Source organism: Spiroplasma endosymbiont of Dioctria linearis, assembly GCF_964030865.1.
Classification (GTDB): Bacteria; Bacillota_I; Bacilli_A; order Mycoplasmatales; family Mycoplasmataceae; genus Spiroplasma_A.
Genome location: NZ_OZ034984.1, coordinates 358557 through 374762, shown reverse-complemented (window position 1 = coordinate 374762; position 16206 = coordinate 358557). Strand labels below are relative to the sequence as shown.

Here is a 16206-nt window from a genome sequence, read left to right as displayed (position 1 = left end):
TTTTTTTTTTTTTTTTTGGACTAACTGATTTATTCTTTTATATTTTATAGTTGTTAGGTTTTAACTTTAGAAACTTCATTATTCGTAAAACTTTTTTATAACACAATTTAAATCTAATTACTTCAATAAATTTTAGTTCCATAGATTCTAACTTCATTTTATAAACATCATTGGTTTTTAAAACCAAATTTTAATTAATATCCTTAATTTTTGGTTTACCTTTTGAGATTAAATTATAGTAAGTACTTTTTGTTAAAAAAATTAGTCTACAAAGTCTTCTGATTGCAATATTTGGGTATTTAAATGTAAAGTTGTAAACTACTTTTGATTTAAATGTATTTAACTCTAACTTATTTACTTCTTTCTATCATTTGTTTCTTTAATTCTTTAAGTTTTCGTCTTGTATTTCTAATAATATAGTATAGCTTAAAGGTTTTGTTTTGATAGAGTCTTTTCCTAAAAAAATTGCTTAATTAATCTTAGTTATTCTTGTTTCATGCTATTTAATAGTAGCCTTTCATAAAAGCTCCATTTGTTGATTATAAAGGATTACAAAGTCACTTGCTAATATGTAGGGAAATAATCTATCATTATTCATAATTAAATTCAAGAAATTTATTTTAAAAAGTAAGAATCTTAGAAAATTATATTTTTAATAAAAAAAAGAGACCAATTACAATTGATTTAGCCATCAACCGCGAGTCTCGTTAAAGTTATGTATTATTTATATAATTAAAATTAGGTTAATTTTGCTGTCCAAATAGTACTAAGTATGCTGAAGAGAGTCATTCGAAAGTAATTGTTTCAGATAAAATTTGCAAATAATCAAACTTTAAAGTAATATCACAATTTATAATTGTAAACATAGGCACAAATACTCCAAGTTCCACCCTTGTATTTTTTTTTCCTCAGATGTTTGAATTACGTGCTCTAAAAACATCATTAGTTGGTGTACTAGTAGAAGTTATATCTAGTTCATATATTGATTGCTTTGACTCCTTAAGAAATTTATTTCTTAAATCTAATAATTCAGGTTTTAAAAAACTTGAATATTCACTCATATTTTCGGTTTTTGCTTCTAGTCCATTTTCGAATCATAAATCTATGATTCTAGCACTCTTAAAATCAAAAAGTCATCCTTTTTTTGAAGAAGTAGATACTTCAAATACTTCAATATATTTTTCAGTTGTAAAAATTATATTATTAATTATATCTTTTTCAAAATCATTTCTTGAAGTGATTTCTTTATTTTTTGTGTATCAAAAATTCAAATATAAATCAGGAATTTCTACAAAATTTTGTTCATCAATTTTATAAAAAATACTTCCTAATTTCATTTTATACATTCTTAAACTAGATTTAATTATACTTTTTAATTCTTCGTCATTATATAATGAAGGTGAAATTAAATCCAAATTATTTTTTATATCAGTATCAGCTATTTTTTCTACTTCATTTTCTGTTGCTTTTATTAAGTTTGAGATTTGAGTATCCTTATTTTTTAGAAAATTCTGCATTTCAATATGATTTTGTTTTATTGAATAATCATTTCTATATGCCATTGTTTGATTAAAATCATTAAAATTATTTCCATCTAATTTTAGATTAATTCTAAACTCTTTAGAAATAAAGTTAGTAAATTCCTTTCTATAATTTTGACCATTTAAATAAGATTGAAATTCACTATTTAAATTTAAATGCAAATAATCTTTCTCAAGTAAAAGTAAATTATTTGAATATATTTTACTTATTTCATTTTTTAAAAAAGTATTATCAATCTTTGTATACATTTCTTGAATATCTCCTGCTACTACTTCGCTATCAGTAATAGAAATAATTGTATTCATGTTTGTAACTTTATATTCTTCGATTTGACCAATTTTATTACTAAAATTTATTAATATTGAATAATCAAACTTGGTTGTTCCAAATCAAATTTTTTCTTCTGTTGTAGAAGAGTTTTTAGAAGATATAAATATTTTATCATTTGAACTTAATTCAATTCCTTTAAAAACTGAGTCAACATTTCCTAAAATTAATTGATACTTCTCCTTATTTTTTAAATTATTAATTTTACTTTTAATAATATTAGTTTTAAAAAGTGTATTAAAATCTTTTTCCAAATCTTTTCTAATTAAATCATTACTATTTTTTATTTCTTCACCATTAAGAAAATTTAAAATTTTCTCTTTTGTCAAAAATAGTAAGTTACTATTTTTTTCTGAATCTAGCAAAAAAAAGTTCTTGTTATATTCAGCAGCATGATCTCTTATGATTTTATTTACCTCTTCTTTGAACTCTTTAATCAAGTTTTCAACATCTAATTCAGGTAAGCTTTTTTTTCCACATGAAATAACGCTTAAACTTGACGTAGCCACTAAACCTACTGTAGCTAATAAACTTAAAATTTTTTTCATTTTTCCTCCTTATAAAAAATAACATAAACAATTTTTTTAAGTCTTAAATTGAATTTTTTTGCTATTTTTTTTTTTTTTTTACAGTTCTACTTTATAACAAAATATAATATTATAAAAATATGCATTTACAATATTATATTTAAAATAATTACTAATAATTAATATTTTAAGAACAACTCAAAATCTTTAATTAAAATAGTTATTTTTTTGAAGTATCTAATTTAGACTATAAATAATAAACAATTATACCCTTCTAAATTAACAAAAATTTTGAATTTTTTTGTAATAAATAAATGAAAGCTTTATACGAGATATCATTAAATAAAATAAAAATAATAATTAATTAAGAAAATTGCTTTAAGAAAATTGCTTTAAGAAAAGAGGTTATTAAAATAAGTTTTCAACCTAAATTAGAATCTAGATTACTACAATTACTTTAATAATAACAAAGTAAAAAGTAATTTTACTGAGTAATTGTTTTACAAAAAAAATCATAGTTAACTAGTTATATTTAATTGTTCTTGCGATTTTCAAGTGCTTTATGAATTGACTCCATATTTATAGGTAACTTTACTAGATTTTTTAATGGTAAATTTTTTTTAATTAAATATAAAAATAAGTAGTTAATTTGACGATATGTTTGAGCAGCAATTACTAACGAGTTTTCATTCTGATCATATTTAAAAGAAACTATATTTTCTTGTAATAAATACTTTCTAAATTCTTGAACATTAAAGTTATCCTTAATATAAATTTTATATTTTGGATATATATTTAACTGCTCTTTTGTGCCTTCAAAAATTTTTTTACCATTTTCCAAAATTATGTATTCATCTATAATATCTGAAATTTCATCGATATTATGAACTGTAATTATAACTGTTCTACCTTGCTTTTTAAATTCAATCAATAAATTTTTTACCTTATTTCTTCAATATGAGTCCAAATTTGCTCCAGGTTCATCCATAATAATTATTTCAGGATCTTTGATAAAACAAATTATTAGATTCATTCGATTTTTCATTCCTCATGAGTAATCTTTAAGTTTTTTATTTCTATGTTCTCAAACATCAAAATACTGCATTCAATATTTAACTTTTTCCTTTATTTTTTTCTTTTTAACTCCCATTATCATACAGCTATCTTTCAAGAAATTATATGCTGATATATCATGTAAAGCAAAATCCATTTGAGTGTAATATCCAATTCTTCTATTTGATTTATGATATTTCCTTGATTTTCTTTTTAGTTTATCAATTAATATACTTCCTTTATATTTTTTAATAATACCCAATAATGAATTCAAAATAACAGTTTTTCCACTACCGCTAGTACCTAAAAGACCACATATTTTTCCCTTTTCTATTTGAAAACTTATTGGTCCAATTTTATTAGATTTAAATTTTTTTAAAAAGTTATCAAAAACAATTAATTTTTCCATATTATTTTCACTCTTCTCTTTCACTATTGTAAATCTGAGGAATTAAATTTGTAAAAAGCTATAAGGTATAAAAATAAACTAATAACTATTTGAATTAATAAATAAAAATATGTTTTCATACCACTATCATAAGAATTTGGATCAATTAAACCATTTTTGATAATTAAATCATAAGTTTTATAAGGTAATAGAAAATTTTTTTGTGAGTCTAATAAAATATTAGACTTTAGATCTGAATCAAATCAGATATCATTATCACTCATTCCTGCGTAATAGGTATAATTTACAAATACATTTGATAAAAAATTAAAATGGAATAATGTATTATAAACTTTTCTAGAATTAAGATAATCAATTCATTCTTTACTTGACTCATTAATTTTATAATTTGTAGCTATAACATAATTTGAACTATAATTTATAAAATAATCTTCTAATATTCTAGTAGTAAACATCAATGGATTATAAATAGAATTATACAAATTTTGTTCAGAGTTATAATTATCATCCATATCCGTTTCAATAATGTTTTCACCATAGGAGTGTTGTATTTTTAAACCATTTAGATTCATAAAATGATTCTGATAGATTTCCTTTAAATAAGACATTTTAAATCCTCTTTTTGTAGGCTTAGTTTCATTTCTTCCATCCATACTTTTAATTAATTCAATATAACCATTTTTTTCAATTTTTGTATTTCCTTGTTCATCAATTGAATTTCAACACTCTCCAATGTTGTTTTTATCACATGTTTCAAGTTGAATATAATCATCAAACAAATAATAAAATTTTTCTTGAAAACTATTTGTATAAGAATTAATAAAATCATTAAACTCTAACAATTCACTTAGAATTTTAAATTTATTATATCCGTTCTCATCAATGAGATTAGGATCTGATTTATCAATAATATCTTTTAACTGCTTTGTACTAATAAATTTATACTTTAAATACGTTTCCAATCTTATTTGATCATCAAATTTTCAATCTGATATTTCAGAATCAAAAGGAACTGAAGATATTTTTGCATCAAAACGAATTTTTACAGGTTTATCACTAATGATACCTAAATCATTTCAAAGGTTTTTTCTATTATTTATATTTTCTTCTGTACTTATAGTACTTATTCTATACTGTTGATTCAAAAAATTATCAATAATATACTTACTTAAATTGGGGTAAGCAATCTGAGATTTATTAACATAAGAAACTAAATCAAAAGCATCATAAATACTATCGACTCTTAAAATTACATTTCCTGTTTCTCCTGAAAAATTAATGTTTTTTGATTTTTCTGATGTTTTTAAAAATTGATAAGGTAACGCTGATATAAAACTAAAGGACATTATTAAAGTAACTATAATTACTGTTGCTTGGGGAGAAAGCACAGCCAATAAAAACAATATAAAATTAGATAATAATATGATAATTAAGAATAAATATAATGTGTAAACTGTTGATATTTTAAAGACAACTCCATTGCCAAAATTTGTAATTGTTATAATTAAATAATTAATTGTAAACAATATAAAACAATAAAATCAAATAACTATATTGGTTACAATAAAAAGTTTTGATCTTTTTAAATGCTGAGTTGAAATAATATTAATAGTTTTATCTGTTTTTTTAATATAAAAAAAATAATTTAATAATCTCATCGATATTAAAATCACAATTGCACACGTATGTATTAGTACATAATAATTAAATATTATAACTTTCATATCAGAAGTTTTAAATATCATTATTACTAAACCTAATAAAGTTGATAGACTAATTGATATTAAATACATTATCATAAAAGTCTTTTCCCTGAAAATGCTCTTAAGCTGGAATTTAAATATTGTAAAAAAACTAATATTAGCTTTAATATCTTTCATAATTTTCCCGCCTTCTAATTCAAATTTTTAAATTTAAAATATTTTATATCCAAAATTTCTATTAATAAATACAAAATATAATAGTTAAATAAGTTATAAATTAAATAAATAATGAAAATCTAATTGTAATAATATCCATTTATTATTTAATAATTCAATTCTTCTTCTGTTTTATAAAACTTTTAAAATCTCATTATAAAATTATTTAATATCCCCTGCTACTTTTTAAGTATATGTTAATCAAATGTACAAGATATATAAGCAATTTTAAATCCCTCTAATTAATTATTGCTATTTCTAAAATTTACTAAAGACTTTTCTTTTCTTTTTTTTTTAAATTCGTTAATAATTTAATAAAATTATTGATTAATAAGTTTATTATTAACCCTACAACAATAATTAAATTTGTATTGTAGATGAACTTAAATTAATTAAGAATTACTAAAATATTTTTAGTTTCATTTTTATCGATTATTAATTCTAATAATCTTGTATAATTATAAGATAAAAATTAATAAAAAACAAGTAGTAAAATTGTAAGAAACATTAATGAGAGAAAATGCATAAAATATAATTATTATCTATAATTTTACATAAAATTGACATAATTAAATTTTGATTTGTTATCTGAGCTAAATTCTTCTTGATAATTTTTCTTACATTGATGATCTTTTAAGTTGTACAAGAAAGAATAGGCTTTTCCAAAATTTCATATTCTGATTTTGAAAGTAGTATTAACTCACTTGACTACCTTAATTATTTCTTTAAATTAACTACTTTTTCCTCCCTTTTTTGCAATATTTTTATAATTTATTTGTAATTTTAATAAGTTTCATACAAAAATTTATTATTATATTTTAAATCTCATAAATAAAATGCATTAAATGTAAATATTTTTTATTTAATTAAATCTAAAATTATTTTTATGATAGATATCCAAATTACAACAATTAACAGTCACTTAATATAAATTTCTTTTTTAATAACTTTTTTTAAATATATAGCTGCAATAAAACCAAGTATGACTGGTATAGCAAAAACTAAATTTTTGACTCAAATCTCTTTAACAGCTCATGGATTATAACCCATAGATATTGGATTCAAGATTAAAGAGATAAAAGATGAGACCATGATTAAAGTATGTGAAATTGGTGCTGCAGAACTAATTTTTAAAGAAAAAATAATTATAAGTAGAGGCATTATTATAGGTCCCCCACCCATTCCAGTTAAAGATGTTATAATTCCACCAATAAATGAAATTAGAGATAATAAAATAATGTTAATTTTATCACCCTCATTATTTATTATGTAAAAGTTCTTATTAAGCTTATATTGCTTTTGACTACTATCTTTTACTTTTAAGAAATATTCAGAATAAATTAACATAAAAGTTACAATAATTAATGTTATTGCTACAATAATTTTAATTACAGCATCTGAATTAATACTTTTAGATATTATATTTCCAATTAAAATAGAAATCGTTGAAAAGACGACTCCTACTAATAAAATTTTATAGTTAAGTCTTTTTTTTACTATTTCAATTGCAACGTTCATAAAGGAACCTAAAAATACTAAAAATGTAGATATATATTTTATCTCATTCATTTCATCATTCAAGAATACTAGAAATAAGGGAACATAAAGTACCCCTCCTCCAACTCCTGAAATTGATCCCAATATTGAGATCAATAAAACAATAATAGATAATCATAGTAATGTAGTTCCCATTTTTATATCTCCAAATAAATTTTACAATAATAATTGCATTTTTTGGAAAAAATTCTATAATTATTGTAATGGAGGAATTATGATTTTAATAAAAAATGGTAAGTTTTTAATGGGAAGTGACTCTGAGGATGGTTTTATTTATGATAAAGAAGGTCCTCCTACTCTTATAGATATTAATGGCTTTTATATCGATGAAACTTCTGTCACAAATGAAGAATTTCAAAATTTTATTAATGAAACTAACTATATAACTGAAGCAGAAAAATTTGGTAATTCATTTGTATTTGCAGCTCTCTTAACTGATGAAGAAAGAGTTAAATATCAAAAAGCAGATTTAATGGGTATTTGATTTGATGTTCCTGGTGCAAATTGAAAGCACCCTCAAGGTCCTAAATCAAATATTATAAATAAAATGAACTACCCCGTTGTTCATGTCTCATTATATGACGCTATTGAATATTGCAAATGATCTGGGAAAAGATTGCCCACCGAAGCGGAATGAGAATATGCAGCTAGAGGTGGTTTAATACAAAATAAATTTAGTTGAGGAAATGAATTAAAGCAAAATAATAAATATAATTTAAATATTTGAAATGGAGACTTTCCCTTTGGAAATACCTTAGAAGATGGTTTCTTAGATTTAGCTCCAGCAAAAAGCTTTGAACCAAATGGTTATGGAGTTTATCAAATGTTAGGAAATATTTGAGAATGATGTATAAATGCAAAAAATGTTTCCTTAGAATATTTTCAAAAAAAGAAAACTGATGAAATATCTAATTTAGAGATTAATGAAAATAAAGAGTATGCCATAAGGGGTGGTTCATATTTATGTCATGATGCTTTTTGTAAAAGATATAAAGTATATTCTAGAAATGGAACTGCACCAAGATCAACTGCTGGAAATATGGGTTTTAGATGTGTAAAAGATATCTAATAAAATAACTAAATTATAATTTTTAGAACTTTAAAATATACTTTTCATAATTAAATTTTTTAATTAAATTTTTCTCATACTTAAATCCAAGTTTTTCAAGAACCCTTTTTGAAGCAAAATTATTTGGCATAACTAAAGCTGAAAATAAACTAATATTATATTTTTCATTATAAATTTTTATTAACTCCTTAGCAGCTTCTGTACAAAAACCTTTTGATCAATAATCTTTATTAATAATTCATCCAAAATTTGCTTCATTACCATTAATTCTAAACTCTATTGTGCCAATCATTTTATTATTTTCTTTTAAAACTATTGCAAATTTATTTTCAGAGTTTTTTAGAAAATAATTTTTTATATTCATCTTTGTATCTTCAATTGACTTATGTTTTTCAAACTCTACATATTTTATATTTTCTGTATTTGATGCATATTCAAACATATCAGAAGCATCTTCTAAATTAACTTTTCTTAAAATTAATCTTGAACTTAAAATTATATTTATCATTTTAAATTTTCCTTTTAATTACTGTCTTTAGTAAAAATTATTCTTATAACTTTTCTAGAAAAGCCAAAGCTCCAATATATCTAACTGCCTTATTTGCAAATGCATTAGCTTTAGAAACTATCTCAATAATTTTTTCCTTTGATGAATCACTACATATTTCTTCTGTAACGTAATCATTTATTAAACAAGATATAAAGGCATCGCCTGCTCCTGTTGTATCTTCTACAATATCAGATTGTATAGTGCTTACAAAAATAATTTCATTTTTTCAACCACACATTGTATCTTTGCTACCTCTTGTTATACAAATTAAACTTTTTGGATTCTTATTCATTAAACTTTTTAATGCTTCAGTTTCATTATTAATTTGAGTTAATAAAAATAATTCCTCATCACTTAGCTTTATCAAATTTGCTTTCTCCAAAAATTTACTACACAGACTTTTAAAAGTAGCAGTCTCTTCTTTAGTAACTCAAAGTTTATCTCTAAAGTTTGGATCGAAGCAGAAACTAATTTTATTTTCATTAGCAAATTTAAATAAATCTCAATAAGATTTATTTAAATCTCCTGATAAAAAAGCAGTAGCACTACCAAAATGAATAAAATCAATTTCTTTTAATTTCTTTTCATCAAATTTAGATAAAGAAAAATCAGCATCGCTATTTCTAATAAATTCAAAAAATCTTTCTCTATTTTCATCTAGTGTAACTTTCGCAATTGTTGTTGGTAATTTTGAATTTTGGATAAAATCTTTTTTAATATCAAATTTTTTTATTAATAGTTCTATTTCTTTTTTATACTCATCATTTCCTAAACTTCCCATAAAGTAACTTTCATTATTTTTTAAAGCTGCAATTGAACATGCAACATTAAAACTTGCTCCACCTACTTCACTTTGAACATTTTTTCCTTGAGAATAGACATCCATTAAAACTTCACCTATTGAAATTATTTTTTTCATATTTATTTTTCCTTTAATTCATTTTTAAAAATTATATTATTTCAAACATATTTATTTGAATCAAGTTGTATTACATTCACTTCTTTTAAGTTTGTTATTATTTGATTATGCTTTTTAATAAAAAATCTTAAAGAAATAGCTTGTTCCCCTTCATTAATGAATATTTCTAAACAACTTCTGTCAATTAAAATTCTGATAGTATTAATTTTTAAGTTATCAAAATTTAATTTTGAAGGTAAATTTAATTCATCATTATAATCCATTAGACTTCTATCTATTGAAAAATTATTATTTTCATTTTTAAGAACTATATTTTTATTTTTATTTTTAATTAAAATTTCAAAATCCTTATTTAAAATTTTATTTGCCATAAATTCTACTAAACCATTCTCATAATAAAAACTATTATCTTTTAAAGAAATTTTATTTAATCTCAATTTTTCTAATTCTTTAATTGGCAATTGAGTAATCATATTATTTTTTAAAGTTAATTGTCTTGGTACAGTTAAATGATTACTTCAAGTTTTTAGTTCTTTGGGAAATGGATTAGATTTTGAGTTTCCTAATCAACCCAACATAATAATTCTATCATCAGTATTTGAAAATATTTGTGGTGCATAAAAATCAAAACCTAAATCAATTTTATTAAAGCCTGATTTAAATTTAAAATTTGCTTTGCTATCAAATTTAACTTCTCTATATTTAACAAAGTGACTTCCATCTTTTAAAGAGGCATTTTGCTCTAAACAAGCCATAATATAATCTTTATTTTCTATTTTAAAAAAGTTTGGACATTCAACCATATAAGAATTTTGTTCATCCTTTTCATCAACTATTATGTCCTTAGTTCATTGTCAAGATTCATCAATAAATTCATATACATTTAGTACTCCCTTTTCATCTAAAGTTTGAGCACCATTCAGCATAAATAATTTATTATTATTTTCAAAAACAACTGGGTCTCTAAAGTGACCAGTATATTTTTTTAAATCACACTCAAATAATAATTCTTTAGTTACATTTTTTTCTTTTAAATCAATTAAAGCCTTTAAAGTATAACTTGTTCTTTCTAAATCATTAAACTTAACATTACCTGTGTAATATATTTCAATTTCTCCATTTTTATTGACTCTTGCACTACCTGAAAAAACTCCATTTTTATCATAATCAGTTGAAGGAATTAAAGTTAAACCCTCATAAACATAATTAATAAAATCTTTTGTTGTATATAGCGCTCAAGACTTATTATAATGTTGAATACTAAAAGGACAATTTTGCATAAAAATATAATATTGTCCTTTATGATATACTAATCCATTTGGATCATTTGTTGATCCACAATAACCTGCTAAGTGAAATTGATTGTTGTATCAATTTTTTTGTTTTTTATTATGATATTTTTTAAATAAATTTAAATGACTTTCATTAATTAAACTATATTTTTCTCATTTCATTTTTAATCCCCATTTTTATTTTTTAATTTCTTTTTTTCTTCTTTAAGTTTAATTTTATCACTTTTATTTTTCTCATTTTCTTCTTTTTCATTTTGCCTTATTAATTTTACTTCTTCAACATATTTTTCATATTTTAATTTATCTTCTACTAATTTTTTTTCTTTATTTTGTAATTTAGTTAATTTTTTTTCTGCATTAGTAATTAAAGCATTATAGTTTTCTACTTCTTTATTATCTTGAATATTTTTAATGATTATTTGTGCATTTACTATTTTTTCAGCTTGCTTATTAATTTGTTTTTCAGAAATCTTTCTTCCTGATTCTCAATAAAAGAATAATGTTAATAGAAAAGCAGAACCAAATGAAATAATGTTTATTAAAATTATTAAAATTAATTTTACTCAATCTCCTGAATATAGTAATAGACCTGGAATTACAGTAACACCCATTCCAGGACAAGTTACATTTAATAATCCTGCAAAGAATCCTCCAACAAAACCACCTATTGATGCATAAATAAATGGTTTTATTTTAGGTAAGTTAACTCCAAATATAGCAGGTTCTGTTATTCCAAACATTGTTGAAACTGCTGAAGACATTCCTAAGTTTTTTTCTTGTTTAGATTTAGTTTTAAGAGCAACTGCCATTGCAGCTCCACCTTGTGAAATAATTGAAGCAGTTCAAATAGCGTTGAATATTGAACCCATTATTTCGGCATTTGCTCCTTGAGGAATACTTCCATCAATTACTAATTGCATTTCTAATCCTTGTAAAACTTGATGACATCCTGTTATAACAATTACTTGTAATAATCCTGCAACTATTGCTGTACCAAAACCAAATGGTACTCCCAAAATTGCTTTTGTTCCAATTAGTACCCCATTTTCTACTAATAATAAAATTGGTCCTAGTATAAATAATGCTGCTAATAGTGCAATTAAAATTGTTAAGAATGGTGTAAAAATAATATTGACAGACTTAGGCATTCAAGTTTTAATAAACTTTTCTAGATAAGCAACACCAATACCTACTACTAAAGCAGGTAAAACTGATCCTTGATATCCTGTAATTGGAATTATTCAAACCATTATTGGAAGAACTGGTTCATCTAATCATTTTAAACCTGCATTAATTCATTCATCTTTTGTTCCTCCACCATCTAAGAAATTACTTTGAGCATTATAGGCTGCAATTAATCCCTTGTCGGGTAATAGAGGACTAATTAACATTAAACCAATAATAATACCTAATACAGGATTTCCACCAAATCTTTTAACAGTTGATCAACAAACTAATACTGCTAATGAACTAAAAGCAGTTTTAGTTACAATATCAACAATTATTCAAAGCAATGAATCTGATGATGAATTATAAGGAATTAAATTTTTTATTAAAGCAGCAAAACCCATTGCTAGACCAGCAGCTACAATAGCTGGAATAATTGGCAAGAATATATCTCCCAATGTTTTCATGCTCATTTGCAATCATGCAAATTTTCCCCCACTATTTCTTAATGCTTCCTTATTTGTTTTTGCTTTAATTTTAAATTCTTCATATGAAATATCTGATGATGAATTTTCATCACCTTGTTGAGAAATATTAGCTTCCAATATTTTTTGAACTTCACTATAAGTTGCTTCCACAACTCCTGTTCCTAAAATAATTTGTAATTGATTTTGCGTTCAATTTATTCCTTTTGCAATTGGTGATAATTTAATTTGTTCAACATCCACTTTTTCTTTGTCAATTACATTAAAACGTAATCTTGTTACACAATGTAAATAAGATTCAATATTTGTTTTACCACCTACTGCTTTTATAAAATTTTGTGCTTCTTGTGAATAATTAACTTTTTTCATTGATACATATTCCTTCCACTTATTTTATTATTAATTTATTTTCTTCATTCAATAAAGTTTCATTTAAAATGCTTTGGATCATATCAGCTTTTTCTAAATTCCAATATCTCACCAAAAATATCATAAACTTTACCTAAATCAAGAATAAAGTTAAATGAGTCTCTATCTTTAAAATTTTTTAATAATTCTTCATTTTCACTTTCCTTAACAAAAGAAATTTGTTTTGAAGAGTGACTTATAATTGAATTAGACTGTTTTTCAATTAAAAACATTAATCCACTTTCATTTAATTTTTCAATTGTTACACTTTTAAACTTATCTTTTAAGATATAACTTTCTTGATACAAAATAACTTCATTTATATTTGTCTTTCTCAAGCATTTAAAATGTCATAATTTTTTATTTTCTTGAAATCCAGTAACTTTGGCTAATTCTTTATTACAAACAATTTCAACTAAATCATAATATTTGTTATTTGAACCAGGAAATAATTCTCTAAAACTAAATAATAAATTATTTGAAATTTTATCTTGAACAACAAAACCTTTTCCATTAACTGACTTAACAATTTTTAATTCTATTAATTTATTAAAAGCTATTCTTATTGGTTGTTCTGAATATCCAAATTTTGTTTTCAACATATTTTGACTAGGTAAAACCTCACCTCTAAGAACCTTGTTTTCTCTAATCAAATACATTAAGTAGTCGAAGATAACTTCTCATTTTTTATCCATAATAGTGTCCCTTTATTACACTTATTATACTACTTTAAGTAGTTTTCAAGAGACTTTTTCCCCCATTTGGTTTTCAATAACCCAGTACTAATTCCAGCAGTTGATAAACCTGAAATTAACATAGCAATTGAGATATGTGCACCCATAGGCACTGATTGTAATACGGAATTAATACCTTCCTGATTAAAGTAATTAATCGTATGTCTTGTTGTTCAATCAAATTGAACAAGACCAATTCAACTTGCACTTCCCAAGGAATTTGCAACTGTATGTGTCATTCCTAATCATCAACCAGCAATACCACTTCCAATTGCAGCTGCAATAAATAAAGGTTTTATTTGCAAGTTGATTCCAAACATTGCAGGTTCAGTTATACCTGTATAACCACCAATTGCACTTGAACTTGCTTTTGTAATCTGTTCTTTATCTTTTTTTACAAAGAAAATTAACATTAATGCTGCAGTTCCCTGTGCAATATTTGATACACAAGCAACTGGAGTTATAAATGAAAATGAGTGTCCATACTTTAATTGACTGTCAACCAATAGCTGAGTTTCAATTGGTAAAAAACCTTGATGTAAACCTGTAATAACAAGGAACGGATAAAAGAAAGCAAATATCATTCCCCCAAATCCAATAAAACTTCAATTTGTATATTTGAAAATCCCTGCTAAACCAATTGATATTCCTTTTCCAATGATTTGTCCTAATGGTCCTATTACTCAAAAAGCCAATCATGACGAAATTAGAATTGTTCCTAATGGAATTATTAATATAGCAATTACATTAGGAGTAATTTTTTTTAAAAGTCGCTCTAAATTTACAGAAAGAGCTAAAACTAATAAAACAGGCACTATTTGAGCTTGATAACCTATTAATTTAATTTTGAAAAATCCACCTGCACCATCACCAAAAATATAGTAATAAACACCTACTGTTCTATTTAGTGCTTCTAAATAACCTTGATCTTCTGGACCAATAATAGGTAAATTATTATTCAACAAATATTCACTAAAAGCAAGTTGTCTAGCATTTTCTATGGCACTTGCAGAAGTATTTAAGTCAAATCCTAATAAAACTGGAGTACTTGTTGAATAACTATTTAATAAACCTGGAGAAATTAATACAAGCCCCATCGCCATTCCCAAATAAGGATTACCTCCTCATTTTTTTGCAGCAGTATAACCAACAAATGCGGGAATTGATCCTAAAATTGCTCCCCCAATTACATCAAGTAATTTTGTAAAACCTGAAGATGGAGCAAATGAACCAATTAAGGATTTAAGTGCTAAAGACATTCCCCCAGCAATAAAAACAGGAACTAATGGTACAAAAATTGACGCAAATGAATTCATTCCAGTTTTTGAAATCATAAACAAGTTAGATTTTACAGAAACATCTTTTCTTCAAAATGGTTGTTTGTTTTCAATTTTTAAATCTCCATCAAGATTTTTAGTATCAATTACGATTTCTATTTGTTTATAAAGTTTATCAACAACTCCTGCACCAATAATAATTTGATGCTGATTTTCTTGTTTTTTATAACCTTTAAATAAAGGATGTTTTTTCACTTTTTCTAAGTCAAATTTATCATCATTTTTTAATACAAATCTTAATCTTGTTGCACAATGTTGGATTTCTTTAATATTTTCTTTACCGCCAAGTAAATCCACCATTAAAACTGCATTGTCATAAAATATATTTTTAGACATATTTAACACCTTTAAATCCCTTTACACTTTCATTATTTAGTTTTTTGCTAAAAATTTATATACCTATAATCATAAGTTTCTATTATTTAAAAGAATTATTATATAAACTGTAAAAAAACAAAAAAAATAACCAATATTAAGGACATAACATTGGTTATTGGAAATATTTTTTAAGACTAATACTACTAAAAATTTATTTGGAAAACTATGAGTAGTTATATAAGTAAATAGTAAATTTATAAATAATTATAAAATAGGAATTAAGAACAAAGAAATATCCTATTTGTTGTTTATTTATTTAATAGTATTAGTAATATGAGAAAAACATTTGCGAAGAAGATTAAATCTCCTTCAATATGATTGTTTCAAAAAAAAAGGAAAAAATCTATACACTTTTATAAGTTAAAAATAAATACTCCACTTAAAAATGTTTTAGAAAAAGTTTTACAATTAGTAAAATATTTTTAACATTAATATTTTGCTTTGCTTTTTTTTTTTTTTTATTATTAGAGGGTGTTAATTATTTCCTATTATAATTAACACGCATTAATAAAAGTATATATTTAGTTTTAAGT

11 protein-coding genes are annotated in these 16206 nt (G+C 23.4%); 1 reads left to right on the top strand and 10 read right to left on the bottom strand.

All coding sequences use genetic code 4. The annotated features are described in order from the left end of the window. Nucleotides 1–743 precede the first annotated feature (743 nt). From AAHM84_RS01575 to AAHM84_RS01560, 4 genes are all read right to left on the bottom strand, one after another. On the bottom strand, nucleotides 744–2417 hold the full coding sequence (locus AAHM84_RS01575) for a lipoprotein (RefSeq protein WP_342259162.1): 1674 nt from the start codon (nucleotides 2415–2417) through the stop codon (nucleotides 744–746). 511 nt (nucleotides 2418–2928) lie between these two features. Further along, on the bottom strand, nucleotides 2929–3858 hold the full coding sequence (locus tag AAHM84_RS01570; RefSeq protein WP_342259161.1) for an ABC transporter ATP-binding protein: 930 nt from the start codon (nucleotides 3856–3858) through the stop codon (nucleotides 2929–2931). A 23-nt stretch (nucleotides 3859–3881) separates the two neighbouring features. After that, complete coding sequence (locus tag AAHM84_RS01565) at nucleotides 3882–5738, bottom strand: hypothetical protein (RefSeq protein WP_342259160.1); 1857 nt, start codon at nucleotides 5736–5738, stop codon at nucleotides 3882–3884. Between the two features lie 897 nt (nucleotides 5739–6635). Further along, the gene (locus AAHM84_RS01560; RefSeq protein WP_342259159.1) at nucleotides 6636–7469 is read right to left on the bottom strand and encodes a sulfite exporter TauE/SafE family protein; all 834 of its coding nucleotides are present in this window, start codon (nucleotides 7467–7469) and stop codon (nucleotides 6636–6638) included. A 79-nt stretch (nucleotides 7470–7548) separates the two neighbouring features. Between AAHM84_RS01560 and AAHM84_RS01555 the strand changes: the two genes are divergently transcribed. Beyond that, nucleotides 7549–8403, top strand: a complete 855-nt coding sequence (locus tag AAHM84_RS01555; RefSeq protein WP_342259158.1) for a formylglycine-generating enzyme family protein — start codon at nucleotides 7549–7551, stop codon at nucleotides 8401–8403. Between the two features lie 22 nt (nucleotides 8404–8425). Here AAHM84_RS01555 and AAHM84_RS01550 read toward each other — a convergent pair whose 3' ends face one another. The 6 genes from AAHM84_RS01550 to AAHM84_RS01525 are packed head-to-tail and all read right to left on the bottom strand — an operon-like array spanning nucleotide 8426 to nucleotide 15631. Further along, nucleotides 8426–8911 (bottom strand): GNAT family N-acetyltransferase, encoded by a 486-nt coding sequence (locus tag AAHM84_RS01550; protein WP_342259157.1) that lies wholly within the window; start codon nucleotides 8909–8911, stop codon nucleotides 8426–8428. Between the two features lie 43 nt (nucleotides 8912–8954). After that, on the bottom strand, nucleotides 8955–9872 hold the full coding sequence (locus AAHM84_RS01545) for a carbohydrate kinase (RefSeq protein ID WP_342259156.1): 918 nt from the start codon (nucleotides 9870–9872) through the stop codon (nucleotides 8955–8957). A gap of 2 nt (nucleotides 9873–9874) precedes the next feature. Then, complete coding sequence (locus tag AAHM84_RS01540) at nucleotides 9875–11326, bottom strand: glycoside hydrolase family 32 protein (RefSeq protein WP_342259155.1); 1452 nt, start codon at nucleotides 11324–11326, stop codon at nucleotides 9875–9877. A gap of 2 nt (nucleotides 11327–11328) precedes the next feature. Further along, entirely contained in the window at nucleotides 11329–13185 is a 1857-nt protein-coding gene (locus AAHM84_RS01535) for a PTS transporter subunit EIIC (RefSeq protein WP_342259154.1), read from the bottom strand. Nucleotides 13186–13220: 35 nt separating this feature from the next. Further along, the gene (locus AAHM84_RS01530; RefSeq protein WP_342259153.1) at nucleotides 13221–13919 is read right to left on the bottom strand and encodes a GntR family transcriptional regulator; all 699 of its coding nucleotides are present in this window, start codon (nucleotides 13917–13919) and stop codon (nucleotides 13221–13223) included. Nucleotides 13920–13948: 29 nt separating this feature from the next. Then, nucleotides 13949–15631 carry a PTS transporter subunit EIIC gene (locus AAHM84_RS01525; RefSeq protein WP_342259152.1) on the bottom strand — a complete coding sequence of 561 codons (1683 nt, stop codon included), beginning with the start codon at nucleotides 15629–15631 and terminating at the stop codon, nucleotides 13949–13951. Between the last annotated feature and the right edge of the window lie 575 nt (nucleotides 15632–16206).